The organism is Micromonospora sp. NBRC 110038 (genome assembly GCF_020884815.1).
In the GTDB taxonomy this organism is placed as follows: Bacteria; Actinomycetota; Actinomycetes; order Mycobacteriales; family Micromonosporaceae; genus Micromonospora; species Micromonospora haikouensis.
On sequence record NZ_BBOL01000002.1, the window covers coordinates 689,036 to 714,823 of the forward strand.

Genomic DNA, 25,788 nt, shown 5'->3' on the forward strand with positions numbered 1-25,788 from the left:
GCCCCCTTCGCGTACGCCTGCCGGAGCCGGACGCACGCCGGGCCGCCCCCCTGGTGCGGGGACGGCCCGGCGCGTCGGTCGGGTGCGGTGGGTCAGGACTCCGCGGCCCGGCGGCGGGCCACCTCGGCGAGGGTGACCGCGGCGGCGACACTGGCGTTGAGCGACTCCACCTCGGAGACCATCGGGATGCTCACCGTCAGGTCGCAGGTCTCGCCGACCAGCCGGGACAGCCCGCGCCCCTCGGAGCCGACGACCACGACCAGCGGGCCGACGGCGGCCTCCAGGTCGTACAGGTCGGTGTCGCCGTCGGCGTCCAGGCCGACGACCATGAACCCGGCGTCCTGGCACGCCTTCAGCGACCGGGTCAGGTTGGTGACCTGGGCGACGGGCACCCGCGCCGCCGCGCCCGCGCTGGTGCGCCAGGCGGTCGCGGTGATCCCGGCGGCCCGCCGCTCCGGCACGAACACGCCCTGCGCGCCGAACGCCGCGGCGGACCGGATCACCGCGCCGAGGTTGCGCGGGTCGGTGACCCCGTCGAGGGCCACCAGCAGCGGGGCCGTCTGCTCCAGCGCGGCCGCCACCAAATCCTCGAACGGCTCGTACGCGAACGGCGGCACCTGGAGGCCGATGCCCTGGTGCAGCACCCCGCCGGTCATCCGGTCCAGCTCGGCCCGGCTGATCTCCAGGATGGCGATGCCCCGGTCGGCGGCGGTGCGGACGATCTCGGTGACCCGGTCGTCGATCTCGATGCCGTGGGCCGTGTAGAGCGCGGTGGCCGGCACCTGGGCGCGCAGCGACTCCAGCACCGGGTTGCGCCCGACCAGCAGCTCCGGGCTGTCCTTCGCCGGGTTGGACTTGCGGCCCGGCGCGACCCGGGGCCCGCTGCGGGCGGCCGGCTTGCCGCCCCGGCCGCCGGCGCCGCCCCGCAGGGTCGGCACCCCCCGGCCGCCGCCCCGGCCCCAGGTGGTGTCCTTGGTGCCCGGCTTGCCGACCTTCGGGGTGCGCCCCTCCTCGGCCGCCGCCCGGCGCTCCTTGTCCTGCTTCCAGGCGGTGCGCTGGGGCAGCTTCTCGGTGCCCGAGTAGGCCTTGTGCCAGGGGCGCTCGTCGGCGGGCAGGGTCTTGCCCCGGCCCGCGAGGGCGTCCTTGTTCTTGCCACCGGAGCCCTTGGGGGCACCTGCCTTCGACGTCAGTCGCCGGCCACGGCGCTGCGAGTTGCCGGCCATCAGTCCTGCTCTCCAATAGTCCAACGGGGGCCCTGGGGGGTGTCCTCGACCACCACGCCGGCCAGCTTGAGCTGGTCGCGGACGGCGTCCGCGGCCGCCCAGTCCTTGCGGCTGCGGGCCTGCGCGCGCTGCTCCAGGGCCAGCGCGACCAGTGAGTCGACCACGCCGCGCAGGTCGTCCGCGCGGCCGCCGCCGGTCCAGGCCTCGTCGAGGGGGTCGATCCCGAGGATATCCAGCATCGCCCGCGCGGAGCCGAGCGCCGTGCGGACGGTCACATCGTCGCCGGCGGCCAGGGCGGTGTTGCCCTCCCGGAGCACCTCCTGGAGGACCGCGAGCGCGGCCGAGGTGTTCAGGTCGTCGTCCATGGCGGCGACGAAGCCGGCCGGCAGCTCGCCGAGCCCGCCGGGGCCGACCCGCTCGGCGGCCCGCTGGACGAATCCCTCGATCCGCCGGAAGCCGCTGGCCCACTCGCGCAGCGAATCCTCGGTGTAGTCGATGTGCGACCGGTAGTGCGCCGCCGCGTAGTAGTAGCGCAGCTCGATCGGGCGCACCCCGAGCGAGGCGACGTACGCCAGGTCGAGGGCGTTGCCGAGCGACTTGCCCATCTTCGCCCCGCCGATGCCGAGCAGCCCGTGGTGCACCCAGTAACGGGCGAACGGCAGGCCCGCCGCCTGCGACTGGGCGATCTCGTTCTCGTGGTGCGGGAAGGTCAGGTCGAGCCCGCCGCCGTGGATGTCGAACTCTTCGCCGAGGTAGCGCCAGCACATCGCCGAGCACTCGATGTGCCAGCCGGGCCGCCCCCGCCCCCACGGCGACGGCCAGTAGGCGTCGGCCGGCTCGTCGGGCTTCGCGCCCTTCCACAGGGCGAAGTCGCGCGGGTCGCGCTTGCCCCGCTCCGGGGCGTCGTCGGCGGCCTGCATCGCGTCGGGCGACTGCCCGGACAGCGCGCCGTAGGCCGGCCAGGACGCCACGTCGAAGTAGACGTCGCCCGAGCCGTCGGTGGCCGGGTAGGCGTGCCCGGTGTCGATCAGCTTCGCGATCAGCTCGTGCATCTCGGGGATGTGCCCGGTGGCCCGCGGCTCGTACGTCGGCGGCAACACGTTCAGCGACCGGTAGGCGGCGGTCAGGGCCCGCTCGTTGGCGTACGCGATCGACCAGAACGGCCGGTCCTGCTCGCAGGCCTTCACCAGGATCTTGTCGTCGATGTCGGTCAGGTTGCGGATGAACCGCACCTCGAACCCCCGGGCCAGCAGCCAGCGGCGCAGCACGTCGTAGTTGACGCCGGAGCGGAGGTGGCCGATGTGCGGGGGACCCTGGAGCGTGAGACCACACAGGTAGACCCCCACCTTGCCGGCTTCCCGCGGGACGAAGTCCCGCACCGATCGGGTGGCGGTGTCATACAGGCGTAGCGTCACGGCTCCAGGGTAGCCGTCCGCGCGTTGCCGCTTCGCCCCGCGCCGGGTCGTCCGCCGCCCCGCGTTCCCGGTTCGTCCCGTGCCGGGTCGTACGCTGCCCCTCGTGGATGAGGCGGCGCGGCAGGAGCGCACGACGACCCGGACCGACGACGGCACGCGCGGTGGTGAGCGCGGTGGTGAGACAGCTCAGACGCTGGATCGGGGGCTGCGGCTGCTGCACCTGGTCGCCGACGCACCGGGCGGGCTGACCGTCACCGAGGCGGCCAACCGACTCGGCATCGGCCGGGCGGCCGTCTACCGGCTGGTCGGGGCGCTCAGCGGGCACGGCATGGTGCGCCGCGACGGCGACGGCCGGCTGCGGCTCGGCGCAGGCGTGCTGCACCTGGCCAGGAGGGCCCAGCCGCTGCTCGCCGAGGGGGCGCTGCCCGCCCTGCGGCGGCTCGCCGAGCAGGCCGGCGCGACCGCGCACCTGACCGTCGTCGAGGGCGGCGAGGGGGTCGCCCTGGCGGTGGTGGAGCCGAGCTGGACGTCGCTGCACGTGGCGTACCGGACCGGGACGCGGCATCCGCTGGAGCGGGGGGCGGCCGGGCGGGCCATCCTCGCCGCCCGCACGGGATCCGCCGGCCCGGTGAGCACCAGCGGCGAGTTGCAGCCCGGGGCGTACGGCGTGGCCGCGCCGGTGCTCGGCGTGCCGGGGCTGGAGGCGAGCGTCGGCGTGGTGGCGCTGGCCCCGCTGGACCCGGAGTCGGTCGGCGAGCAGGTGCTCGCGGCAGCGGCGGCGATCAGCGCGGCGCTGGCCCCCTGACGCAGGCCCGATCCGGCCCGCTCGACCCGGCCCGCCCTGGTCAGGCTGGGCCGGTCTGGCTGGGCCCGGCATGTGGGGCGGGCCGGCTGGGCTGGTGGGCCCGGCATGTCGGCGACATGGCGGTATCCCCGCCGCCGGATACCCCCACCTTGCCGACATCGCGTCCCCGCTAGCACATTCGAGGGCGGGTCGGGCGGTTATCCACAGGGTGGGGAGCCGGCGAGGTGGCCGGTTGTCCACAGGGGTGTCGCTGGGCGTACCGGGGCGGTGACGCTGGTCGACATGCCCCCACAACCTTCCCGCCCCGCTGCCCTGGCCCGGCAGGTCTTCCGCGGCTCGGAGGCCGTCCGGCTCGGGCTGCTCAGCCGGCACCAGCTCCGCGGCGCGTCCTGGCTGCGCCTGCGTCAGGACGTGTACGCCGACGCCCGACTCCACCGAGACCACGGCCTGGCCTGCCGCGCCGCCGTGCTGCGGTTGCCGCCCGAGGCGGTGCTCGCCGGCCCGTCGGCGGCCTACCTGCTCGGCGTCGAACACGCCGCCTCGTTCACCGACGACGTGCATGTGCTCGTCCCCCGGTCGGCCCGGATCGACTCACAGCCCGGCATCCGGGTGCACACTCTCGGCGCTGCTCCGGCGCTCTTGCCAGTGGGTGGCGGCCCGGCCACCCGGGCGGGCGACGGCCGGACACTCGACGGCCGGGCGGGTGGCGACCGGACGCTCGACGACCACCCAGCCGGCAGCCGGACGGGTGCGGCGGGAGCCGCCGCCGACCCGGCCTCCGGTCCCGCCACCGCCGGCCAGGGAGCCGTCGAGAGGACCGCCGCCGGGCTGGGCATCATCGACGGGACCGCCGCCGGTGTCGGGTCCCTGCGGTGGACGCAGCCGGCCCAGGCCGCATGGGAGACGGCCGTGTGGCTGGAGCCGTTCGAAGCGGTGCCGATCGTCGACAGCCTGCTCGGCCGAGGGCTGGTCACCTGGGATGACCTGACGGCGGTCACCGAGCACAACGCCGACCGGCCGGGCGGGCGGCGCGCCCGCTGGGTGTTCGGGCTCGCCGACGGCGGCGCGCAGTCGCCACCGGAGTCACAGCTGCGGTTGCGGCTGGTGCTCGCCGGCCTGCCCCGCCCGGTGACCCAGCACCCGGTTCGGCTGGCGTCGGGCCTGGTCCTGCACCCAGACCTGGCCTGGCCGGCCTTCCGGGTCGCCGTCGAGTACGACGGGCACTGGCACGCCGACGCCGAGCAGCTGCACCGCGACCGCCAGCGGCTCAACCACCTCGTCGGGGCGGGCTGGGTCGTGCTGCACGTGACCAGCCGCCGCCTCCACCGGGATTTCCCGGCGGTGGTCCGCGAGGTGCGCGCCGCCCTGGTGTCCCGAGGCTGGCGGCGATGACCCGCCCCAACCCGGCAGCCTGGCCCCGAACGGGCCTGTGCCTGGGCCTGAGCCGGGGCGCGGCGGGGCCGGGGGTTGCGCTGCCATGTCGGCGACAACGTGCCATCCCAGGCCCCTGGACCCCGCCATGTCGCCGACATGGCGCAACGCCAGCGAGGCCCGCAACACGCGCAACGCCAGCGACGCCCGGAACCCCGGCGACGCCCGCAACACGAGCGACGCCAGCTACGCCCGCAGCCGGAAACGCGCGAGGGCCCGGGCGACCGTGGTCGCCCGGGCCCAGCCGGAGAGGATCCGGGATGTCACATGCGGGTCGTCACCGCGGCGTACGCGTCGATGATGCCGTGACCGTAGAAGCCGTTGAACGTCGAGCTACCGGCGCAGAAGGCGTCGAACTCGGCCGGACGGCCCTCGTTGGTGTAGGTCTGCAGCCGGGGCTCCGGGCAGGCGCGCTCGGCGGCGGTGCGGTAGAGCTGCCGCTCCACCTTGTCCGGGTCCATGCCCAGACCGCCCTTGACCTTCTTGCCGTACTTGCTGACGATCAGCGCGGCGACGCCGCTGACGTGCGGCGACGCCATCGAGGTGCCCTGCAGGTAGGTGTAGTAGCCGCAGTCGCCGTTGGCCTTGCACTCCTTAAACACCGACTCCTCGAAGCCGGCGACGATGTTGCCGTTCTCGTCGACGGAGCCCTCCTCCTGGAGGACGTGCTTCGGGTACGCGGAGAGGATCATGTTGGAGTCGAGGCGGTAGGTGTCGGTGCCGTAGCCGTCGCGGAACCAGCCGCCCGGCGCGGCCACGGCGATCTGCTCGGTGCCGTAGTTCGAGTAGTCGGCCTTCTTGCCGGACGGGCCGACCGCCGACACGCCGATCACGTGCGGGCCCTCCACCGGGAAGTCCCAGCAGCTCGCGTTGTCGATCGGCCGCTCGTACGGGTCGGCGCCGTAGTCGGGGCTGGAGAAGTCGGTGCGCGGAGCGCCTAGGTCCTCGTGGTTGTTGCCGAGCGAGCCGACCAGGGTGACGCCCTTGCGGTGCGCGTAGTTGAGCGCCCGCGTCATGGCCTCGATGGTCGCCCGCTGCTCGGCCTGGGCCTCAGGCGAGTCGGCCGGGTTGGCCGTGCAGTTGTAGAGCCACGGGTCGACGTAGAACGACATGTTGACCACGTCGAGGCCGGCCTTGCCGGCGTGGACCAGGGCGTTGACGACCGGGTCGAGGAAGAAGTAGCCGGAGTCCTGGCCGCCCTTGAGCTCGACCAGGGTCACGTTCGGGGCGACGCCGGAGAGCCCGAAGCCGTCGGCGGCGGCGCCGATGGTCCCGGCGACGTGGGTGCCGTGCCCGCCGTCGTCGGTGCCGACCGGGTCGAGGCAGCTCGCCACCTCGCACGGGCCGTCGACCTCGGGGATGTCGGGGGCGAAGTTGCGCGACAGTGACCAGCTGAAGTTCGCCGCCAGGTCGGGGTTGCTGGCGTCGAGGCCGGTGTCGAGGACGCCGACGGTGACCCGGCGGTCGCCCGGCTCCACCTTGCGCGCCTTGTCGGCCCGGATCATGCCCAGGCCCCAGAGCTTGTCGTCCAGCGGGTCCAGCTTCGCGCCCCGCTTGGCGGGGGCGCCCTTCGCCTTGGCCTTGGCCTGGGCGAGGAGGTTCTCCTGCTCGACCCGGTCGAGCTTCGGCTTGCGGCCGATGGCCTTCTTCTCGGCCGCGCCGAGCAGGGCGGCGTTCGCGGCGGCCCGGCTGGCGAAGTCGGCGCGGTCGCTGGTGACCTGGTACAGGCCGACCTCGTCGGTGCGGGACACGACCGTGCCACCGGCGGCCTTGATCGCGGCGATCGCCGCGTCGGCGGAGACGCCGGACTCCGCCACGACGGTGAACTCCCGGGTCACGGTCGGCTCGGCATTGGCCGGGCCCACCACGCCGGTCACCGTGAGTGCCAACGCCGTTGCGGTTGCGACGGCACCGGCGGTGAAGCGCTTGCTCACCACATCAGATCCTCTCGTTGAGGGACGTGGCAGCCATCCCATACCACCGGGGAGCGTTCCGCTAGATGGGAGTCCGTATTACACGGCAATCAGGCTTTCGTCGGCCCGCTGTCATCCAGCGCCGACGGGCCGGCCGGCGGGGCGGGCTCGCGGCCCGCCGGCCGGGCGGCCTACGCGCCGCTCAGTTCGACCCGGGCGTACCGGTCGAGCACGTCCGGCAGGGCGGCCAGCGTGGACACCTCCGCGTCGGCCGGCACGCCCTCCGGGCGGGGCAGCCCACCCCGGTTGAGCCACACCGCCCGCATCCCGGCCCGCAGCGGCGCGACGACGTCGTGGCTCGGCGAGTCGCCGACGTACACGATCTGACGCGGGGGCACCCCGGCGGCCTCGACCACGGCGGCGAAGAACTCGGGGGCGGGCTTCTTCGGCAGGCCGTTCTCGTGCGCGTACACCTCGAAGGTGAACTCGCCGGTGAGCCCGCAGCGTTCGGCGCGGCTGTTGCCGTTGGTGGCGTAACCCAGGGTGTAGCGCGGGCGCAGGGCGGCGAGCGCGGGCAGCGCGTCGGGGAACGGCCGGGTGAGCGCGAAGCGCCGGGCGAAGAAGAGCGCCGCGAGGTCGTCGAGGTGTGCGTCGAGGCCGGCCCGGGCCAGCGACCGGGCCAGCGCGGCCCGCCGGATCTCGTTGACCGGCGCGGCGCTCAACGCCCCGAAGACCGCACCCCAGTCCGACTCCAGGTCCGCGAGGGTGACCTCGGCCGCCGCCGGGGTCAGCCGCCGCATCTCCTCGAGTACGGCCTCCAGCCCGCCGGTGACCGCCGGGCGCAGGTCGAGCAGGGTCTCGTCGGCGTCGAACACGACGTGGGTCAGCATGCCGGCAAGGGTGCCACCGAGCCGGCTCCCGGGCCACGTCGGCCCTGTTCCCCCGAGCTGGGCGCGCCGGCACGGGCCCGGCCGACCCCGACCGGGTGCCGGCTGCCGGCCCGGACGGCGCGATGGCGGATGGTCATGCCTCGGCCGCGAGGGCGGGTTCGGCGGGGCGGGCGGGCGACCGGCCGAGGGCCCGCGCCTCACGCAGTTCGTCGACGCGGACCAGGGCGACCCCGGCGACGATCAGGGCGCCGCCGAGCAGCTGCACCACGGTCGGCAGCTCGCCCAGCACCAGCCAGGCGACGAGCACCGCGAACATGACCTCGGTCAGCCCGACGAACGACGACAGCCGGGCCCCGAGGATCCGGGCCGCCGCGATCCCGGTCAGGTACGCGACGACCGCCGCGACCAGCGAGAGGCCGGCGATGGGCACCAGCCAGCTCGTGCGCTGCCCCGCGAAGGTCACCTCGCCGAAGGTGGCCCGCAGCGGCAGCGCCCCGGCGAGGCCGAGCACGAGCAGGGCCGCCGCACCGACGCCCATGCCGGCGCTGGCCATCGCCACCGACGGCAGGCCGTCGTCGAGTCGCCCGGCGATCACGAAGTAGCCGGCGAGGCCGACGGCCGCGCCCAGCCCCCAGAGCACGCCGGCCGGGTCGAGGCGACCGCCGCCGGTCACGTCCAGCACGGCGGGGAGGCCGGCGAGCGCGGCCACCGACCCGGCCACGGTCAGCCGGCGCGGGCGCTGCCCGTGGACCGCCCACATCCAGCCGACCACGAGGATGATGCCCAGGTATTCCAGCAGCAGCGCCACCCCGACCGGGAGGTAGCGCACGGCGTTGAAGAAGCACGCCTGCGCCAGGGCGACGGCGAGCAGCCCGAACGCGCCCACGGAGGCGAGGTTGCGCCGCAGCACGTCCCACCGGCCGCGCAGGGCCAGCACCGCCGGCACCGCGAGGACGGCGGCCGCGCTGCCGACCCGGGCGATCACCACGGCCTCCGCGGACCACCCGGCCTCGATCAGCGAACGGGCGAAGGTGCCCGAGGTGGCGAAGGTGACGGCCGACAGCAGCGCCAGGCCGAGACCGACGCCGGTGGGTCGTTGACGCATCGACTCTCCTCGGGACGTCATGAGTCAAGTAGCTTTATGCTCATGACGCTAGGTCGGTCGGCCGACAGGAGTCAAGTTGCTTTTCGCCCATGACACCGAGCCCGCGCTGATCGCCGCCGCCGCGCTGGTCAACACCGGGGGCAGCCACGGCGAGGCGCTGCCCGACGTGGCGGCCCTGGACGCGTTCCTCGCCACGCACGGCTGGACCGGCCGGCACGAACGCACCGAGGCGGAGCTGCGGGCCGTCCGGGACCTGCGCCTCCGGCTGCGCCGGATCTGGTACGCCGACACCGACGAGGTCGTCACCACCGTCAACGCGCTGCTGCGCGACGCCGGGGCGCTGCCGCAGCTCATCCGCCACGACGACGAGCCGTACCACCTGCACGCCGTGCCCAGGGACGCGCCGCTGCCCACCCGGATGGCCGTCGAGGCCGCGATGGCCCTCGCCGACCTGGTACGCGGAGACGAGCTGAGCCGGCTGCGCGTGTGCGACCATCCGGACTGCGACAACGTGCTGGTCGACCTGTCCAAGAACCGGTCCCGCCGATACTGCGACGCCGGGTGCGGCAACCGAGCGGCGGTCACCGCCTACCGGGCCCGCCGGGCCGCCGCCCGGTCCTGACCCGGGGCCGCGCCGCCATGTCGGCGACGTGGCGGTATCCCCGCTGGGCTGAACATCATGTCGGGCGGGTGGTGGTATCCCGACCCGCCGGATACCGCCACCTGCCCGACATGACGTCGATCAACCGGCCTCGCGCGCCGCCCACTCCGCGCGGAGCAGCTCGTACTCGACCTCGCCGTGCTCGGTGCCCTCGATCGGGTCGTCCCAGTCGAGGTGGAACGTGCGCACGTACCGCAGTCCGGCCTTCTCCATCACCCGGCGGGAGGGCGTGTTGACCGCCATCGTCTGCGCCCACACCCGGGCCAGGCCGACGGTGGCGAACGCGTACCGGAGCAGGGCACGGGACCCCTCGGTGGCCAGGCCGCGCCCCCACGCCGCCCGCCGCAGCCGGTACCCCAACTCGGCCTGCGTCCCCGGTGGTACCGCCGCCGGTTGCGCCCCCGCCGGTTGCGCCCCAGCCGGTGGTGCAGCCGCCGGTGGTGCTGCCCCCGCTGCCGGCCCGGGCAGGGGGCCTGCATGCGGGGCATCCGCCCCGGGCACGGGCTCCGCTCTCGAGGCACCCGCCCCGGGCCACAGGCCTGCCTGCGGGGCGGCCCCGGGCACGGGCTCCGCCGCCGGGGGACCTGCCTCGGGCCGCACGCCTGCCTGCGGGGCGGCGGCCCCGGGCGAGGGCTCCGCCGCCGGGGCGTCCAGGGCGAACCAGCCCAGGAATGTCTCCGTCGCCCGGTCGACGGCGGCCCACCGGCCCAGGCCGGGGCACCGGTCGTACCCGGCCAGGAGGCGGGGCAGCAGCTCGCCCCGGACCACGTCGGCCGGGGTCGGCTGGCCACCGGTCAGGTAGCGCATGACCTCCGGGTCCGAGTCCAGCTCCGTCAGGGCGTCGGCATCGGCCTCCGTGAACCGGCGCAGCCGCAGCCGCCCCGTCTCCAGCAGGACCGCCCGGGACCCGTCGACCCCCGTCACCCCCGTCACCCCCTTCACGCTGAAGATCATGTCGGGCGGGTGGCGGTATCCCGACCCGCCGGATACCGCCATGTCGCCGACATGAAGTCGATCAACCGGCCGACCGGCGGTCACGAGGCACTGCCGGCCATCAGCCAGCGGGTGACGGGGACCCGGATCAAGACGTTCTCCCCGGCGGGCCCGGCCGGGGCGGTGACGTCCCAGTCGTACTTGCGGCGGAACCCGTCGTCGACCCACTCGGGGAACGGCTGGCGCACGATCACGGCCGCGCCCTCGGCGACGACCGGGAACTTGCCGTCAGGCAGCGCCAGCGACACCCGGGGATCGACGACGATGTTACGGACCTTGCGGTTCCGCTCCTGTGTCCAGATCCACCACTCGTCGCCTCGGAACAGGAACCAGACCGGCGTGACGTGCGGCGAACCGTTCGGCCGCACCGTGCACAGCCAGACGATCCGCTCCTGGGCGAGGCGGTCCAGGACCTCCGGTCCGGGCACCGTGTGGCCGGTCAGCGGGGGACCGCCGCGACGAAGGCCCGCCACGCGTGCGCGTCGATGGTCAGCACCGGCCCCGAACGGTCCTTGCTGTCCCGCACCCCGACCACCCCGGGAAGATCCGTCGCCACCTCCACACACTGGTCGTTCGACCCGCTGCGGCTGCTCTTCCGCCAATGGGCACCCATCAACTCCATGACTCCGCCACTTCCCTCAACCGATCGATCGACTCCTGCGGGGGCAACGCCGCGCCGAGGGTAGCTTCCCCGGCTCGCTGGAGACGACGCAGATTCTCGGGCTCGTCGGCCACCGCGACGACCCGGGGCTGGCGGTCTCCGTAGAGGACTTCCTGGCTCGCCGTCCGATCGTCCCCGCACGCGGCGCTTCGGCCGCTCCGGCTGCGCCGGGCCTGCGCCGCGCCCCGGCCGTACGCGGTCGCCCGGCTCACGCCCCGCAGGGAGTACGCGCACGGCTGGGCACGCGGACCGGGCGTGATCCGACGGGCGAGCGTCAGGGGTGGGTCATCCGGAGCAGGTCGAGGGCCTCGTCGAGCTGCTCGGCGGTGAGCTTGCCGTTGGCCACGTGCCCCCGGGCGATCACCACGTCCCGGATCGCCATCTCCTTGGCCAGCGCCTCCTTGGCGATCGAGGCGGCCTCGTCGTACCCGAGGTGGCGGTTGAGGGGGGTGACGATCGACGGCGAGCCCTCGGCGTACGCGAGACAGACGTCGGCGTTCGCGACCAGGCCGGCCACGCAGCGGTCGGCGAGCAGGCGGCTCGACGCGGCCAGCAGCTTGATGGATTCCAGCAGGTTGCGGGCCATCACCGGGAGCATGACGTTCAGCTCGAAGTCGCCCTGCGACCCGGCGAAGCCGACCGCCGCGTCGTTGCCGATCACCTGGGCGCAGACCTGCCGCACGGCCTCGGCGACCACCGGGTTCACCTTGCCCGGCATGATCGACGAGCCGGGCTGGAGGTCGGGGATGCGCAGCTCGCGCAGGCCGGCCCGGGGGCCGGAGCCCATCCACCGGATGTCGTTGGCGATCTTGTAGAGGCCGACGGCGATGGTGCGGAGCTGCCCGGACGTCTCCACCAGCGCGTCCCGTGCGCCCTGCGCCTCGAAGTGGTTGCGCGCCTCGCTCAGGGGCAGGCCGGTGGACTCGCGCAGCTTGGCGATCACGGCCGCAGCGAAGCCGAGCGGCGTGTTGATGCCGGTGCCGACGGCGGTGCCGCCCAGCGGCAGCTCGGCCAGCCGGGGCAGCGCCGTCTCCAGCCGCTCGACGCCGTAGCGGACCTGGGCGGCGTACCCGCCGAACTCCTGGCCGAGGGTGACGGGCGTGGCGTCCATCAGGTGGGTGCGGCCGGCCTTGACCACGGTCTCGAACTCGGCCGACTTGGTCTCCAGCGCACCGGCGAGGTGGGTCAGGGACGGGATCAGGTCCTCGACGATGAACTGCGTCGCCGCCAGGTGGATGGACGACGGGAAGACGTCGTTGCTGGACTGCGAGGCGTTGACGTCGTCGTTCGGGTGCACGTCCCGGCCCAGCTCCCGGCTGGCCAGGGTGGCGATGACCTCGTTCGTGTTCATGTTGGACGAGGTCCCCGAGCCGGTCTGGAACACGTCGATGGGGAACTGGTCGTCGTAGCCGCCGTCGGCCACGTGTGCGGCGGCGGTGGCGATCGCGGCGGCCACCTCCGCGTCGATCACGCCCAGCTCGCCGTTGACCTGCGCCGCCGCGCCCTTGATCTGGGCCAGGGCCTTGATCTGCGCCGGCTCGATGCCCCGGCCGGAGATCGGGAAGTTCTGCACCGCGCGCTGGGTCTGCGCCCGCCACAGCGCCTCGGCGGGCACCTCCACCTCGCCCATCGAGTCGCGTTCGATCCGGTAGCCCGCTGCCTCTGGAGTCGTCACGCATACCATCCTGCCCCGGCCGTCGCCGCCCCGCAGATGATCGCCCGCCCAGGCGGACGGGCGGGCCGAAAGTCGAAGGCGCGGAGCCAGTCACGTAATTAAGATCATGGAATCGTTGCCTTCCACGAAAGGGCCTGACGTGCAGTTCAACGGGGGTTCCACCGGCGTTCGTCCCGGACGCCCGCGGCGCACACCGCGCCGCGTGACCACCATCGGCCTCGCCGGCCTGCTCGCCGCCTCCGGCGCGCTGGCCGTGACCGCCGCGCCGGCCAGTGCCGGCGTGACCCGGTACGTCCTGCCCACCAGCGTCAGCTACACCGACGCCCGGCAGCCCGCCCTCGCCTTCCCCACCACCGCCGCCGACGTGCCCGTCGGCACGTGGCAGGCCGACGGGGTGAAGCACACCTCGCGGGCCTACTTCACCTTCGACCTCACCCCGTACCGGGGCAAGGAGATCATCACCGCCCAGGTCGTCACCGGGGAGTCGACGGTCGCCGACTGCACGAAGCCGCGCGAGCTGGAGCTGTGGCGCACCGACACCCCGGCCGCCCCGCCCACCTGGAACACCGCACCCGCCGTACGCGAGAAGGTCGGCGACGTCGGTCCCACCGCGCCCTGCCCGGCCGGCTACCTGGAGCTGGGCGTCACCGAGGTGTTCCGGCAGGCCGTCGCCGACGGCCGCGACTCGCTCACCCTGATGGCCCGGATCGCCGGCGACGACGAGGGCAACAAGCACTTCGGGCGACGGATGAAGAAGCCGGGCGTCTCGCTGGAGGCCAACGCCGCGCCCGACGTGCCGGGCAAGCTGACCGTCGCGGGCCGGGCCTGCGCCGACGGGCTGCTGGTCGGCACCACCACGCCGGTCCTCACCGCCGAGGTGACCGACCCGGACAAGCTGGAGCCGTACGCCGGGGACCGGGTGCAGGCCACCTTCGCCTGGTGGCCGGTGGACCGCCCCGCCGAGCGCACCGAGTGGACCTCCTCCGCCTGGTACGCCCCGGCCACGATCCAGTACACGGTGCCCGGCGGCCTGCTGGTCGACGGCGGCACGTACGCCTTCGCGGTCCGCGCCGCCGACGAGCGCGCCGCCTCCGCCTGGTCGCCGGAGTGCCGCTTCACCGTCGACACCACCCGCCCGCCCGCGCCCACGGTGGTCTCCACCGACTACCCGTCCGACCGGAGCTTCCCCGGCCACGGCGGCCCGGGGATCGCCGGTGACTTCACCTTCACCAGCGCCGCCGACGACGTCGTCGGATTCTGGTACGGCCGCTCGGGCCTCACCACCTACGTCGCCGCCGGCCCCGGCGGCACCGCCACGGTCAGCTACGCCCCCGACGAGTACGGCCCGGACTGGCTCAACGTGCAGGCCGTGGACCGCACGGGCAACCGCTCGCCGCAGACCCGGTACGAGTTCTGGGTGCGCAACACCGCGCCGACGGTCACCGACGGCAACCCCGACGGCTGGCTCGGGCAGCCGCGCGAGTTCACGTTCGCGCCGAACATGACCGACGTGGTCGAGTACGTGTGGTCGCTCAACGGCGGCACCGAGCGGACCGTGGCGGCGGACGCCGCCGGGGCGGCCACGGTGACCGTCACCCCGACGGCGGTCGACAACACGCTGCACGTGCGCAGCCGCACCCGCGACGGCGTGCTCTCCGGCGACGCCGGATACCCGTTCTCCGTGCGCACCGCCCCGTTCGTCACCTCGGAGGACTGGCCGTTCGACGGGACGCCGGGCGCGCCGGCCGGCACCGAGGGCAGCTTCACGTTCGCCCCGGCGATGGCCGACGTCACCGAGTACGTCTACGCGTTCGACCGTGGCGACGAGCGGACCGTCCGGGCGGGCGCGGACGGCAGGGCGACCGTCTCGTACACGCCGGCCGACGCCGGGTACCACACGATCGAGGTGTTCAGCCGGACCAGCGCCGGGGTGGAGTCCGAGCCGATCGGCCTGGCGTTCTACCCCGCCTCGGTCGCGCCGACCGTGGCGTCCGAGGCGTACCCGCGCAACACGACCGGCGGCGGGCCGGGCGTGCCGGGCACCTTCACCTTCGCCCCGCACCCCTCGGTCACCGGCGTCACCTCGTACGTCTACCAGTTCCGCGACGAGCCGGAGCGGACGGTGGCGGCGAACGCGGACGGCACCGCCAGCGTCGAGTGGACGCCGTCGGCGTACGACAACGAGTACGGCGGCTGGGTCGAGCTGCGGGTGCGGGCGCGGACGGCCGCCGGGGTGACCACGGACGCGCAGTACTACTCGTTCCGGGTCGATCCGCAGAGCCCGCTGGTCACCTCGGACGTGTTCGGCTGGCAGGGCGGTGCCGTGGTCGGGCAGACCGGCGAGTTCGTGCTCACCGCCCAGCTGCCGGGCACCACGGAGTTCGTGTACTCGTTCGACGACGGGGCGGAGGCCACCGTCGCGGCCGGCGCGGATGGCACGGCCCGGGTGAGCTGGGCGGCGGACTCGCCGTACGGCCACAGCCTGACGGTGCGCAGCCGCACGGCGGCGGGGGTCGTCTCCGGCCCGGCGTACTACAACATCTTCATCGACCCGAGCTGATCCGACGGATAGGTCGAAGGGGGCACCAGGCGCAGGCCCGGTGCCCCCTTCACGTCTCCCGGGGACGGTCAGCGGCGGCCGACGGTGAGGACCGGCTTGGTGACCTCGGCGAAGAAGTCGTTGCCCTTGTCGTCGACGACGATGAAGGCCGGGAAGTCCTCCACCTCGATCTTCCAGACCGCCTCCATGCCCAGCTCCGCGTATTCGAGGACCTCGACGTGCCGGATGCAGTCCTGGGCGAGGCGGGCAGCGGGGCCGCCGATGGAGCCGAGGTAGAAGCCGCCGTGCTGCTGGCAGGAGCGGGTCACCTGGGCGGACCGGTTGCCCTTGGCGAGCATCACCATCGAGCCGCCGGCCGCCTGGAACTTCTCCACGTACGCGTCCATCCGGCCGGCGGTGGTCGGGCCGAACGAGCCGGAGGCGTACCCCTCGGGGGTCTTGGCCGGGCCGGCGTAGTAGACGGCGTGGTCGCGCAGGTACTGCGGCATCGGCTCGCCCGCGTCGAGGCGCTCGGCGATCTTGGCGTGCGCGATGTCCCGGGCGACGACGAGCGGGCCGGTCAGCGACAGCCGGGTCTTCACCGGGTACTTCGACAGCTCGGCGCGGATCTCGGCCATCGGCCGGTTGAGGTCGACGCGCACCACCTGCTCGGCGTCGAGGGTCTCGTCGGTGACGTCGGGCAGGTAGCGCGCCGGGTCGGTTTCGAGGCGCTCCAGCCACACGCCCGACGGGGTGATCTTGGCGACGGCCTGCCGGTCGGCGGAGCAGGACACGGCGATCGCCACCGGGCACGACGCGCCGTGCCGGGGCAGCCGGACGACCCGCACGTCGTGGCAGAAGTAGCGCCCGCCGAACTGCGCCCCGATGCCGAAGTTGCGGGTCAGCTCCAGCACCTCCGCCTCCAGCTCCAGGTCGCGGAAGCCGTGCGCGGTCATCGAGCCCTGCGTCGGCAGGGCGTCCAGGTATTTGGCGGAGGCGTACTTGGCGGTCTTGAGGGCGTACTCGGCGCTGGTGCCGCCGATGACGATCGCCAGGTGGTACGGCGGGCAGGCGGCGGTGCCGATGAGCCGCAGCTTCTCCTCCAGGAACTGCATCATCCGCGTCGGGTTCAGCAGCGCCTTGGTCTCCTGGTAGAGGTACGACTTGTTGGCCGACCCGCCGCCCTTGGCCATGAACAGGAACTTGTACGCGTCGGGGTGCCCGTCCGGGTCCTCGGCGTAGAGCTCCACCTGCGCCGGCAGGTTGCTGCCCGTGTTGCGCTCCTCCCACATCGTCAGCGGGGCGAGCTGCGAGTAGCGCAGGTTGAGCTTCGTGTACGCCTGGTAGACGCCCCGGGAGATCGCCTCCGCGTCGCCGCCGTCGGTGAGCACGTGCCGGCCGCGCTTGCCCATCACGATGGCGGTGCCGGTGTCCTGGCACATCGGCAGCACCCCGCCGGCCGCGATGTTCGCGTTGCGCAGCAGGTCCAGCGCGACGAACCGGTCGTTCGGCGAGGCCGCCGGGTCGTCGATGATCGCCCGGAGCTGGGCCAGGTGGGCGGGGCGCAGGAAGTGGGCGATGTCGTGCATCGCCTCGGCGGTCAGCGCGGTCAGCGCGGCCGGCTCCACGGTGAGGAACCGGCGCCCGCCCGGACCGTTGACGACGTCGACACCCTCGTCGGTGACCAGGCGATACTCGGTCTGGTCGGCACCGGTCGGCAGCAAGGGAGCGTAGGAGAACGCGGCGGCACTGCTCATGAGCGGAAAGCCTAGGGCAGACCGGTCGATCGCTCGCACCCGACGGGTGCCTGAAGGGACCTCGCTCTCCACACCGCTCTCGGCGGCCCCGCCGGGCGGCGCTCAGCGCCACGTTCGCCGGGCGCTCAGCACAGCTCACGCTTCGGGCCGCAGCGGTCCTCGTCGGCCGGCCCGTCGCCGCTGCCCGGCGCGTCGCCGCCGGGGTCGCCGCCGCTGCTGCCGGGGCCGGGCACCCCGGCGTCGCCGCCGGGCGCGGTCCCGCTGCCGCCCGCGCCGAAGCGGACGTACCCGATCTCGCGGCCCTCGCCGATGACCATGCCCGCCGGGCCCACGGCCAGGGCGTTGGCCGAGGTCCGCAGCACCAACAGCTCCTTTCCGGTACGCGGGTCCAGCGCGATCAGCCGGTTCGGCTTCTCCTGCGTGAGCACCGCCGCGTACGGGGTGAGCGTCGCGCCGTTCTTCTCGCCGGTGGGCCGGGTCCACCGGGTGCGGTCCGCGCCCAGCTCCCGGGCGACGATGGAGCGCTTGTCGGCGGTGCGCAGCAGCGCGTACCGGTCGTCCACGGCGATCAGCTTCTGCCCCTCGTCGTTGACCTGGAGCAGCCGCCCGTCGTACCCGTCGATGACCGCCTCGCGGCCATCCGGGGCCACGCCGATCAGCACGTTCCGCGCGCCCTGCGGGTCCTCCCGCTGCACGCAGCCGGCGCTGTCGGCGGTGCGCAGGTTGATCCCGGTGCGCCGCCACACCTGCTTGCCGGTGGTCGGGTCGTGCGCGGTGAGGGTGAACGCGCACGCGCCGTCCCGGCCGACCGCGCTGATCCGCAGCATCCGGCCGCCGACCACGGCGAGCCGCTCGTCGCGGCCCGGCTCGACGTTCTGGAGCACCCGGCCGGTGGCGGTGTCCACCACGTGCACCCGGCCGTCGACGGGGAAGCCGAGCAGCGGCGGCACCGGCTCCGGCCCGGCCGCCCCGGCGTCGATCCGGTTGGCGGTGAGCCGGCGGGTGCCGAGCAGGTCGGGGTTGTCGGCGAAGAGGCCGGTGCTGACGCCGGGCAGGAACGCCGTCCACAGCGGCGCGGTGCCGCGCGGGTCCCAGGCGCTGAGCGTGCAGTCGGTCGCCTCGACGCAGTGGGCGTCGAGCAGCAGGTTCCGGTACGTCCACACGGCCACCGCGTCGCCGTCGCGGCGGCGGGTCGCGCCGGTGGTGGGGTCGAGCACCTCGTACCCCTTGACCAGGAGCTTGCCCACGGCGACGACGGGGTCGCGGTCCCCGCCGGCCACGGCGGCCCAGTCGGCCTTGCGGTCCCACAGCTGCGCGCCGGTGGCGAGGCTGCGCGCCTCGACCCGGGTGCGCTGCTCGACGATCACGGTGTCGCCGGCGATGGTGACGCTCTTCGGGGTGCCGCCGACGCGCTGCTGCCAGATGACGTCGGGCTCGGAGATGGGCTCGCTGCGGTCGACCCAGTCCCACACGCCCGGCCACGGGTTCCACACCCCGGCCACGGCGAGGACGACCACCGTGACGAGGCCGAGCAGGAACCAGCCACGCATCCTGAGGCCGCCCACCTTCGCCACACCGGACACGGTAACGACGATCACCGCCGCCCCGAGCGCCCGCGTGGCCGTGTCGCGCCGCTTTCTCGGTGACCGGCGTGTTAAAAGGGGCCCTTCCTCTACCAAAGGCGTTAGGAGGGGGCCCTTCCTTCTCCCCGGGCGGCGGAGCGGACCAGGGGGAGCGTCCGGTACGGGATCTGCTGGGCGAGCGCGATGATCGTCGACGCCCGCCGGATCCCCTCGTACGCCACGATCTGGTCGATCACCCGCTGGAGGTCGGCGTTGGAGCGGGCGACGATCCGGCAGAGCAGGTCGCTGGAGCCGGTGATGGTGTGTGCCTCCAGCACCTCGGGGATCGCCGCGAGGTGGGCGGTCACCGGGTCGTGCCCGAGCCGCTGACTGATCTCCAGGGTGACGAAGCTGGTCACCGCGAAGCCGATCGCGGCCGGGGAGATGTCCGGCCCGAAACCGCCGATCACCCCCCGGTCGACGAGCTTGTCGAGGCGGGCCTGGACGGTGCCCCGGGCCACCCCGAGCCGCCGGGAGCACTCCAGCACCCCGATCCGGGGTTCCTCGGCGAAGAGTTCGATCAGTCGCGCGTCCAGCTCGTCGAGCTGGACATCCTGCACAGCGGTCACGGGTCGACACCATACCGAATGCGCAACCTGACCAGGGCTAACCGCGACTGTTGCCCAACCGAATCCGTTCCGGCGATGCTTCCTGGACAACCAGCCCACGGCGGCCCACGAGGCCGGCCGGTACGCGAGGGAGGCCACCGTGACCCAGGCGATCGACCGACCCAAGCCCACCGAGGAGATCGACGTCGACCGGCTCGTCGGCGCCGTCGACCACGACATCAGCCGCGACCCGTTCCCGGTGAAGGCGCTCGACTACGTCCACTTCATGGTCGGCAACGCCAAGCAGGCGGCGCACTACTACTCGACGGCGTTCGGCATGACCTGCGTGGCGTACCGGGGGCCGGAGCAGGGCTTCCGCGACTACGCCGAGTACGTGCTGACCAGCGGTTCGGCCCGGTTCGTGCTGACCGGCGCGGTGCGCCCCGACGCCCCGGGCGCGGAGCACGTGACGAAGCACAGCGACGGCGTGGTGGACATCGCGCTGGAGGTGCCCGACGTCGACGCCGCGTACGCCCACGCCGTCGCCCAAGGCGCGACGGGCCGCACCGCGCCCACCGACCTGAGCGACGAGCACGGCACGGTCCGGTTCGCGGTCATCGACGCGTACGGCGACACCCGGCACACCCTGGTCGACCGGTCCCGCTACACCGGGCCGTTCCTGCCCGGCTTCGTGGCCCGGGGCCCGATCGTGGACCGGCAGCCGATGATCGACGCCGGCCTCCAGCCGAAGCGCTTCTTCCAGGCCGTCGACCACGTGGTCGGCAACGTGGAGCTGGGCCGGATGGACGAGTGGGTCGACTTCTACAAGCGGGTGATGGGCTTCTCCAACATGGCGGAGTTCGTCGGCGACGACATCGCCACCGACTACTCGGCGCTGATGAGCAAGGTCGTCGCCAACGGCACCCGCAAGGTCAAGTTCCCGCTCAACGAGCCGGCCGTGGCCCGCAAGAAGTCGCAGATCGACGAGTACCTGGAGTTCTACCAGGGCCCGGGGGCCCAGCACATCGCCGTGGCCACCAACGACATCCTGGCCAGCGTCGACGCGATGCGCGCGGCCGGCGTCGAGTTCCTGGACACCCCGGACTCGTACTACGACGACCCGGAGCTGCGCGCCCGGATCGGCCGGGTACGGGTGCCGATCGAGGAGCTGAAGGCCCGCAAGATCCTGGTCGACCGGGACGAGGACGGCTACCTGCTGCAGATCTTCACCAAGCCGGTGCAGGACCGCCCGACCGTGTTCTTCGAGCTGATCGAGCGGCACGGCTCGCTCGGCTTCGGCAAGGGCAACTTCAAGGCCCTGTTCGAGGCGATCGAGCGGGAGCAGGAGAAGCGGGGCAACCTGTAGTCACCTGCGACACTGTCGAGCGTGACCCAGCCTCCGACGTACCCGACGCCGCCGGCCGGCGGGCAGCCGCCCGCCGGTGGCGTCGCGCCGCCCGCCGCCCCGCAGGGGTACGCCGTCCCGGCGCAGCCCGGCCCCACCGGCTACGCCCCGCCCGGCGGTTGGGCCCCGCCGGGAGCGTGGACCCCGCCGGGCGGTTACGCCCCACCACCGGCCGGGTGGGCCCCGCCGCGCCCCGGGCGCCCGCCGGTGCCGGTCGGCCCCGGCGGGCAGCCGCTGGCCAGCTTCGGCGACCGCCTGCTGGCCTTCCTGATCGACAGCGTCGTCGCCGGCCTGGTCGGCCTGACGCTGTTCCTGCCGGCAATGGTGTACGTCTGGTTCACCGTGTTCGACCAGTTCACCCGGACCGAGCCGGTCGACCAACTCCTCGGATACCAACCCAAGTCGTTCCTGACCGACCTCGTGCTGCCGCTGCTCCTGGCCGAGCTGGGGCTGGTCGTGCTGATGCTCGGGCTCTACTGGCTCTACCACGTCGAATACCTGCTCCGGTCCGGGCAGACGCTGGGCAAGAAGGTGATGAAGCTCCGGGTCGTCCCGCTCGACCCGACCCGGACGCTCGACCGCGGCATGGCCGGGCGGCGCTACCTCGTGCAGTTCGTCGCCGCCACGGTGGTGCCCGGGTTCAACTACCTCGACGGGTTCTGGCAGCTCGGGGACAAGCCCTGGCAGCAGTGCCTCCACGACAAGTTCGCCCGGACGGTCGTCGTTAAGGTTGCTCCGTGAGCGTGCAACCAGGCTGGTACGTCGACCCCGCCGATCCCGACACCAGGAGGTACTGGGACGGTGAGGGCTGGATCGGCGCGCCGATCCCCGTCGACGCCACCCCGCCGGAGGGGCCGCCCCCGGTCGAGCCCCCGCCGCCGGCCAGCCCCGCCCCCGGCCAGGGCGGTCCGGCCGCGCCGACGACCACCGGCAGCGTCCCCGCTTCGGCCGGTGGGCCTGGCGCGCCGCCCGCCCCGGGCCCGTTCCCCGGCTGGCCGGGGTCCGGCCAGCCCCCGTTCCCGGGGCAGCCCGGGCAGCCGCCGCACCCCGGCCAGCAGCCGGGACCCGTCGGCGGCCCGCAGTACGGCCTGCCCGGCGGGTTTCCCGGCCAGCCGTCGGCACCTGGGCAGGGGTACCCGCCCGGGTGGGCGTACCCGGGGTGGCCGGGGCGTCCGCCGGTGCCCCGCCCGCACGGGCTGCCGCTGGCCTCCTTCGGCGCCCGGTTCGTCGCCCGGTTGATCGACTTCGGCGCGGTGTTCCTGCTCAACGCCGTCGTCAACGGCTGGTTCGTCTACCGGTACGTCGAGGAGGTCACCCCCTACTTCCGGGAGGTGCTGCGCCGGAGCATGGCCGGCGACACGTCCACCGACGGGCTGCCGCAGCCCGGCGAGCAGGCCGGCGGGCTCCAGGTCGCCATCCTGCTGATCGCCACCGCCCTCTGGTTCGCGTACGAGGTGCCCGCGATGGCCGGCAACGGGCAGACCCTCGGCAAGCGGCTGCTCGGCGTACGGGCCGTGCCGGTCGAGGCCGACCAGCCGCTCGGCTTCGGGCGGGCGCTGCGCCGGTGGAGCACGCTGGGCCTGCCCACCCTGCTCTGGTACTGCTGCGGCTTCGGCCTGCTGCTCCAGCTCGTCGACGCCGTGTCGCCGCTGTTCGACCACCCGCTGCGGCAGGCGCTGCACGACAAGCGCGCGCAGACCGTGGTGGTCCGGCTCCCTCCCCGCACCACCAAGCCGGCCGACGGCACCGCCAAGCCGTCCGACGACCCCGCCGCCCCCGCCACCCCTTCGGGAGACAACCCATGACCGACACCGGACGTCACGAGCCGCCGCTGCGGCTGACCCGCGCCGACCTCGACGCGCTGCCCAACTACGTGCCCGGCCGCAGCCCCGCCGACCTGGCCCGCGAGCTGGGCCTGCCGGAGGCGATCAAGCTGGCCAGCAACGAGGTGCCCTACGGGCCGCTGCCCGGCGTGGTGGAGGCGGTCGCCGAGGCGGTCGCCGGCTCGCACCGGTACCCGGACATGGGCGTGGTGGCGCTGCGCCAGGCGCTCGCCGAGCGGCACGGGGTGCACCCCGACCGAATCGCCACGGGCTGCGGGTCGGTGGCGCTGGCCGAGCACCTGGTGCGGGCCACCTGCCTGCCCGGCGACGAGCTGCTCTACTCGTGGCGGTCGTTCGAGGCGTACCCGATCATCGCGGCCACCAGCGGCGCGACCAGCGTGCGGGTGCCCAACGACGCCGGGCACGGGCACGACCTCGACGCGATGGCCGCGGCGGTGACCGACCGGACCAGGATGGTGCTGGTCTGCAACCCCAACAACCCGACCGGCACCGCCGTACGCAAGGCGGAGCTGGACCGGTTCCTCGACGCCGTCGGCGAGGACGTGCTGGTGGTCATCGACGAGGCGTACCGGGAGTTCGTCACCGACGCCGAGGTGCCGGACGGCCTGACCTACCTCGACCGGCCGAACGTGGTCGTGCTGCGCACCCTGTCGAAGGCGTGGGGGCTGGCGGGCCTGCGGATCGGCTTCCTCGTCGCCGCGCCCGAGGTGGCCGCCGCCGTGCGCAAGGTGGTCACCCCGTTCTCCACCAGCATGGCCGCCCAGGCCGGGGCGCTCGCCGCCCTCGCGCAGGCCGACGAGGTGCAGCGGCGCTGCGCGCTGGTCGTCGCCGAGCGGGACCGGGTCACCGAGGCGCTGCGCAAGTTCGTCCCGGACGTGCCGGCCAGCCAGGCCAACTTCGTGTGGCTGCCGCTGGGCGACCGGGCGGTCGGGTTCGGCAAGGCGTGCGAGGCGCGCGGCGTGATCGTGCGGCCGTTCCCGGGCGACGGGGTGCGGGTCACCATCGGCACCCCGGCCGAGAACGACGCGTTCCTCGCCGTCGCGGAGTCCGCCCTGGCCTGACCCGACCCGGCCCTGGCCTGACCCGACCGGCCCGAGCCGGTGCCGCCCCGTCGCTCAGGTGGCGGCGAGCAGCACCGGCTCGGACATCAGGAAGTAGCGCTGGTCGTCGGCGTCCGGGGCGACCGGCTCGCGCAGCCGCTCCACCGCCACGTAGCCGCCGCCCGCGTACGCCAGGCCGGCGGCCCAGCCGATGCCGTCGCGGCCCACCTCCAGCCGGAAGCGGGAGCGCTGCGCGCCGGTCCTCGGGTCGAGGGTGACCAGGTCCCGGGTCTCGGTGAGCAGGTGCACCCGGCCGGGCTGGACGGCCAGGATCCGGGCCGGGCCGAGGTCGGCGCGACGCCACAGTTCCTCGCCGGTGCGGGCCGACCGCGCGGTCACCACCCCGCCGGCCGTGCCGACGACCCGGTCGCCGTCCAGCTCCGACCCGGCCTGGTCCAGGGCCGGGGCGGCGACCGGATCGGCGGCGCCGACCAGCCAGCCGCGGCCCGCCCCGTCGGCGAAGCCCTCGGCGTGCAGGCCCCGGCACCGGGAGCGGATGCTCACGCAGCCCACCGGGGTGACGGTCAGGTCGGCGGTGGCCCCGGCCGGCGTCAGGCGGGTCGTCGGCGTGCCGGTGGCCACGTCGCGGAACTCGACGGCCACCGGGGTGGCGCACCGGTCGACGGTGACGAGCCGCCCCGCCGACGTGGTGGCGACGTCGTCCCGGCATCCGCCGTCCACGTCGGCCGACCAGAGCCGCCGGCCGTCGGCGAGCGCGAAGCCGGCGACCCGCTGCGGGCCGGCGACCACCAGCACGGGCCGGCCGTCGGCGGCGCGGGCGAGGAACAGCCCCGGCGGGGCCCACACGGTGCCGGCCCCGGTGCGGCGGGCGGTCCAGCCGGCGGCGGGCTCCGGGCCGTCGGACTGCCAGGCCACCCGTCCGGTACGCGCGTCCAGCGCCACCAGCTTCCCGTCCGACCAGCGGCTGACGACCGTGGTCGCGTCCGCCACCACCCCGCTGACCTCCGCCGGCCAGCGCCGGTACGACCAGTACGGGCTGACCCGGTTGCGGGAGTCGGCGGGCTGGTCGGCGTACACCTGGCGGGTGGCGGCGTAGACGCGGAGCCGGCCGTCCACGATCAGCGGGGCCGCCGGCAGCCGGCCCACCACGCCGATCGCCGGGGTGGCCGTGGCCGGGTAGGCGGCGCGGGCGGGGGTCTCCACCTCGGCCGGCGCGAGCACCCGGTGGACCACGAAGGCGACCGCCGCGACGCCGACCAGCGCCGCGAGTGTCATCGCGACGCCCCGCCGTCCCTTCGCCACAGTCATGCCGCACCTCCGCCCGGCACCCTACCGAGGCCGGCCCGCTCCGGTGCCGGCCGGCACCCGGCCCGGCGCACCGGCCCGGCGCGCTTTCAGGCCGCCTCGGCCTGGGTCGGTGGGTGGGCGGCGCGGGAGAGGTCGGCGAGGTCGCGGCGGAAGGTGCCCTCGACCGTGCGGGCGGCCAGGCCGCCGAAGAGCAGGGCCAGCACCCGACCGTACGGTGCCGTGGCGACCGCCTCCTGCGCGACGGTGACGGCGGTGCAGGCCCGGCGGCGGCGCTGGACGGTGCGCAGGACCCAGGTGGTGCGGTAGGACACGCCGATGCCCGGCGAGGCGAGCACCAGCCGCCGGGGCGGAACGCACTCCACCACGACGAACTCCTCGGCCTGGGTGCCCCCGTCCGGCCGGGTGCGGGTCTCCCGCCAGGCCGTGCCGGGGGCGAGCGGGCCGGGGGTGAGCAGCTCGACCCCGCCGACCGTGCGGAGCCAGTCGGCGCGGACCGGCAGGTCGACGAGGAGCCGCCAGAGGTCGACGGCGGGCGCCTCGATGAACTCGGTGACCGTGACCGTCGACATGACACCTCCCGTGTCGTCCACGGTACGGCGGGTGAGCGCGCGGTGGGGCCCCAGCGGCGGAAGTTCCGCCGCTGGTGGCCGATCCGGGGGTGACTGGGCACCCCGGGGTCAGGGTCAGGCCAGGAAACGCCCGACCCGGATCGCGTCGACGAACGCGGTCCAGCCCGGCGGGCTGACGGTCAGCGCCGGACCCGCCGGGTCCTTGGAGTCGCGTACGGCGACGACTCCGGCGCTGCTGACGAGGTTGTCCGCCACCTCGACGCACAGCCCCTGGTCGTTCGAGCGGCTGCTGGTGCGCCAGACGGCACCCGCAAGATCGATCATGTTGATTGCCTCCACTCCGTTGGGACGTCCCACGACGGC

General features: G+C 74.3%; 22 protein-coding genes and 2 pseudogenes. 8 read left to right on the plus strand and 16 right to left on the minus strand.

Features of this window, described 5'->3' with window-relative positions; translation table 11 throughout:
* Positions 1 to 92: 92 nt before the first annotated feature.
* Positions 93 to 1,223, minus strand: coding sequence for a 23S rRNA (guanosine(2251)-2'-O)-methyltransferase RlmB (rlmB, locus tag LPU61_RS10820; protein WP_043965110.1), 1,131 nt, complete (start codon positions 1,221 to 1,223; stop codon positions 93 to 95).
* Positions 1,223 to 2,638: a cysteine--tRNA ligase gene (cysS, locus tag LPU61_RS10825; RefSeq protein ID WP_229404820.1), complete on the minus strand. Its 1,416-nt coding sequence runs from the start codon at positions 2,636 to 2,638 to the stop codon at positions 1,223 to 1,225. Before cysS ends, rlmB begins: the two co-directional genes overlap by 1 nt.
* Before the next feature lie 193 nt (positions 2,639 to 2,831).
* Here cysS and LPU61_RS10830 point away from each other — a divergent pair, with 193 nt between their 5' ends.
* Positions 2,832 to 3,443 (plus strand): IclR family transcriptional regulator, encoded by a 612-nt coding sequence (locus tag LPU61_RS10830; RefSeq protein ID WP_043966431.1) that lies wholly within the window; start codon positions 2,832 to 2,834, stop codon positions 3,441 to 3,443.
* 282 nt (positions 3,444 to 3,725) lie between these two features.
* Positions 3,726 to 4,835 carry a hypothetical protein gene (locus LPU61_RS10835; protein WP_043966429.1) on the plus strand — a complete coding sequence of 370 codons (1,110 nt, stop codon included), beginning with the start codon at positions 3,726 to 3,728 and terminating at the stop codon, positions 4,833 to 4,835.
* A 302-nt stretch (positions 4,836 to 5,137) separates the two neighbouring features.
* Here LPU61_RS10835 and LPU61_RS10840 read toward each other — a convergent pair whose 3' ends face one another.
* From LPU61_RS10840 to LPU61_RS10850, 3 genes are all read right to left on the minus strand, one after another.
* A complete protein-coding gene (locus LPU61_RS10840) occupies positions 5,138 to 6,808 on the minus strand; it encodes a S8 family serine peptidase (RefSeq protein ID WP_043966427.1) in 1,671 nt (556 codons plus the stop codon).
* Between the two features lie 170 nt (positions 6,809 to 6,978).
* Positions 6,979 to 7,677 (minus strand): HAD family hydrolase, encoded by a 699-nt coding sequence (locus tag LPU61_RS10845; protein WP_229404821.1) that lies wholly within the window; start codon positions 7,675 to 7,677, stop codon positions 6,979 to 6,981.
* A 133-nt stretch (positions 7,678 to 7,810) separates the two neighbouring features.
* The gene (locus LPU61_RS10850; protein ID WP_229404822.1) at positions 7,811 to 8,782 is read right to left on the minus strand and encodes a DMT family transporter; all 972 of its coding nucleotides are present in this window, start codon (positions 8,780 to 8,782) and stop codon (positions 7,811 to 7,813) included.
* Positions 8,783 to 8,858: 76 nt separating this feature from the next.
* Between LPU61_RS10850 and LPU61_RS10855 the strand changes: the two genes are divergently transcribed.
* Positions 8,859 to 9,404, plus strand: coding sequence for a CGNR zinc finger domain-containing protein (locus LPU61_RS10855; protein ID WP_043965103.1), 546 nt, complete (start codon positions 8,859 to 8,861; stop codon positions 9,402 to 9,404).
* A 120-nt stretch (positions 9,405 to 9,524) separates the two neighbouring features.
* Here LPU61_RS10855 and LPU61_RS10860 read toward each other — a convergent pair.
* The 5 genes and pseudogenes from LPU61_RS10860 to LPU61_RS10880 all read right to left on the minus strand — a co-directional run.
* A pseudogene (locus LPU61_RS10860) lies at positions 9,525 to 9,821 on the minus strand (GNAT family N-acetyltransferase); the annotation flags it as partial.
* Between the two features lie 267 nt (positions 9,822 to 10,088).
* Positions 10,089 to 10,439: pseudogene (locus tag LPU61_RS10865) on the minus strand (GNAT family N-acetyltransferase); the annotation flags it as partial.
* A gap of 38 nt (positions 10,440 to 10,477) precedes the next feature.
* Complete coding sequence (locus LPU61_RS10870) at positions 10,478 to 10,864, minus strand: pyridoxamine 5'-phosphate oxidase family protein (protein WP_228986989.1); 387 nt, start codon at positions 10,862 to 10,864, stop codon at positions 10,478 to 10,480.
* An 11-nt stretch (positions 10,865 to 10,875) separates the two neighbouring features.
* Positions 10,876 to 11,058 carry a DUF397 domain-containing protein gene (locus tag LPU61_RS10875; RefSeq protein ID WP_229404823.1) on the minus strand — a complete coding sequence of 61 codons (183 nt, stop codon included), beginning with the start codon at positions 11,056 to 11,058 and terminating at the stop codon, positions 10,876 to 10,878.
* Positions 11,059 to 11,371: 313 nt separating this feature from the next.
* Positions 11,372 to 12,781: a class II fumarate hydratase gene (locus tag LPU61_RS10880; RefSeq protein WP_229404824.1), complete on the minus strand. Its 1,410-nt coding sequence runs from the start codon at positions 12,779 to 12,781 to the stop codon at positions 11,372 to 11,374.
* Positions 12,782 to 12,974: 193 nt separating this feature from the next.
* Between LPU61_RS10880 and LPU61_RS10885 the strand changes: the two genes are divergently transcribed.
* Positions 12,975 to 15,332, plus strand: coding sequence for a hypothetical protein (locus LPU61_RS10885; protein WP_229404825.1), 2,358 nt, complete (start codon positions 12,975 to 12,977; stop codon positions 15,330 to 15,332).
* Positions 15,333 to 15,400: 68 nt separating this feature from the next.
* On the opposite strand, the gene LPU61_RS10890 is transcribed toward LPU61_RS10885, so the two are convergent.
* From LPU61_RS10890 to LPU61_RS10900, 3 genes are all read right to left on the minus strand, one after another.
* The gene (locus tag LPU61_RS10890) at positions 15,401 to 17,068 is read right to left on the minus strand and encodes a fumarate hydratase (protein ID WP_043965088.1); all 1,668 of its coding nucleotides are present in this window, start codon (positions 17,066 to 17,068) and stop codon (positions 15,401 to 15,403) included.
* A gap of 125 nt (positions 17,069 to 17,193) precedes the next feature.
* Entirely contained in the window at positions 17,194 to 18,618 is a 1,425-nt protein-coding gene (locus tag LPU61_RS10895; protein WP_229404929.1) for a PQQ-binding-like beta-propeller repeat protein, read from the minus strand.
* Positions 18,619 to 18,752: 134 nt separating this feature from the next.
* Positions 18,753 to 19,259, minus strand: coding sequence for an Lrp/AsnC family transcriptional regulator (locus tag LPU61_RS10900; protein ID WP_043965086.1), 507 nt, complete (start codon positions 19,257 to 19,259; stop codon positions 18,753 to 18,755).
* 139 nt (positions 19,260 to 19,398) lie between these two features.
* Here LPU61_RS10900 and hppD point away from each other — a divergent pair, with 139 nt between their 5' ends.
* From hppD to hisC, 4 genes are read left to right on the plus strand one after another with little or no spacing between them, the layout of a single operon-like run.
* Positions 19,399 to 20,604, plus strand: a complete 1,206-nt coding sequence (hppD, locus tag LPU61_RS10905) for a 4-hydroxyphenylpyruvate dioxygenase (RefSeq protein WP_229404826.1) — start codon at positions 19,399 to 19,401, stop codon at positions 20,602 to 20,604.
* A gap of 21 nt (positions 20,605 to 20,625) precedes the next feature.
* On the plus strand, positions 20,626 to 21,384 hold the full coding sequence (locus LPU61_RS10910; RefSeq protein ID WP_229404827.1) for an RDD family protein: 759 nt from the start codon (positions 20,626 to 20,628) through the stop codon (positions 21,382 to 21,384).
* Positions 21,381 to 22,448, plus strand: coding sequence for an RDD family protein (locus LPU61_RS10915; protein ID WP_229404828.1), 1,068 nt, complete (start codon positions 21,381 to 21,383; stop codon positions 22,446 to 22,448). The genes LPU61_RS10910 and LPU61_RS10915 overlap by 4 nt, the downstream gene beginning before the upstream one ends.
* A complete protein-coding gene (gene hisC / locus LPU61_RS10920; protein ID WP_043965077.1) occupies positions 22,445 to 23,548 on the plus strand; it encodes a histidinol-phosphate transaminase in 1,104 nt (367 codons plus the stop codon). Before LPU61_RS10915 ends, hisC begins: the two co-directional genes overlap by 4 nt.
* Positions 23,549 to 23,602: 54 nt before the next feature.
* Here hisC and LPU61_RS10925 read toward each other — a convergent pair whose 3' ends face one another.
* The 3 genes from LPU61_RS10925 to LPU61_RS10935 all read right to left on the minus strand — a co-directional run bounded on the left by LPU61_RS10925 (position 23,603) and on the right by LPU61_RS10935 (position 25,749).
* Positions 23,603 to 24,856, minus strand: a complete 1,254-nt coding sequence (locus LPU61_RS10925; protein WP_043965076.1) for a PQQ-binding-like beta-propeller repeat protein — start codon at positions 24,854 to 24,856, stop codon at positions 23,603 to 23,605.
* 86 nt (positions 24,857 to 24,942) lie between these two features.
* A complete protein-coding gene (locus LPU61_RS10930; protein ID WP_077938059.1) occupies positions 24,943 to 25,425 on the minus strand; it encodes an SRPBCC family protein in 483 nt (160 codons plus the stop codon).
* A gap of 114 nt (positions 25,426 to 25,539) precedes the next feature.
* Positions 25,540 to 25,749 (minus strand): DUF397 domain-containing protein, encoded by a 210-nt coding sequence (locus LPU61_RS10935; protein WP_043966409.1) that lies wholly within the window; start codon positions 25,747 to 25,749, stop codon positions 25,540 to 25,542.
* Positions 25,750 to 25,788: the final 39 nt, after the last annotated feature.

Excerpts from the sequence above, each read along its gene's own strand:
- LPU61_RS10850 (WP_229404822.1), bottom strand. The coding sequence starts at position 8,782 with ATGCGTCAACGACCCACCGGCGTCGGTCTCGGCCTGGCGCTGCTGTCG.
- LPU61_RS10895 (WP_229404929.1), bottom strand. The coding sequence starts at position 18,618 with ATGCGTGGCTGGTTCCTGCTCGGCCTCGTCACGGTGGTCGTCCTCGCC.
- LPU61_RS10880 (WP_229404824.1), bottom strand. The coding sequence starts at position 12,781 with ATGGTATGCGTGACGACTCCAGAGGCAGCGGGCTACCGGATCGAACGC.
- LPU61_RS10835 (WP_043966429.1), top strand. The coding sequence starts at position 3,726 with ATGCCCCCACAACCTTCCCGCCCCGCTGCCCTGGCCCGGCAGGTCTTC.
- LPU61_RS10935 (WP_043966409.1), bottom strand. The coding sequence starts at position 25,749 with ATGATCGATCTTGCGGGTGCCGTCTGGCGCACCAGCAGCCGCTCGAAC.
- hisC (WP_043965077.1), top strand. The coding sequence starts at position 22,445 with ATGACCGACACCGGACGTCACGAGCCGCCGCTGCGGCTGACCCGCGCC.
- LPU61_RS10930 (WP_077938059.1), bottom strand. The coding sequence starts at position 25,425 with ATGTCGACGGTCACGGTCACCGAGTTCATCGAGGCGCCCGCCGTCGAC.
- rlmB (WP_043965110.1), bottom strand. The coding sequence starts at position 1,223 with ATGGCCGGCAACTCGCAGCGCCGTGGCCGGCGACTGACGTCGAAGGCA.
- LPU61_RS10875 (WP_229404823.1), bottom strand. The coding sequence starts at position 11,058 with ATGGAGTTGATGGGTGCCCATTGGCGGAAGAGCAGCCGCAGCGGGTCG.
- LPU61_RS10890 (WP_043965088.1), bottom strand. The coding sequence starts at position 17,068 with ATGAGCAGTGCCGCCGCGTTCTCCTACGCTCCCTTGCTGCCGACCGGT.
- LPU61_RS10925 (WP_043965076.1), bottom strand. The coding sequence starts at position 24,856 with ATGACTGTGGCGAAGGGACGGCGGGGCGTCGCGATGACACTCGCGGCG.
- LPU61_RS10845 (WP_229404821.1), bottom strand. The coding sequence starts at position 7,677 with ATGCTGACCCACGTCGTGTTCGACGCCGACGAGACCCTGCTCGACCTG.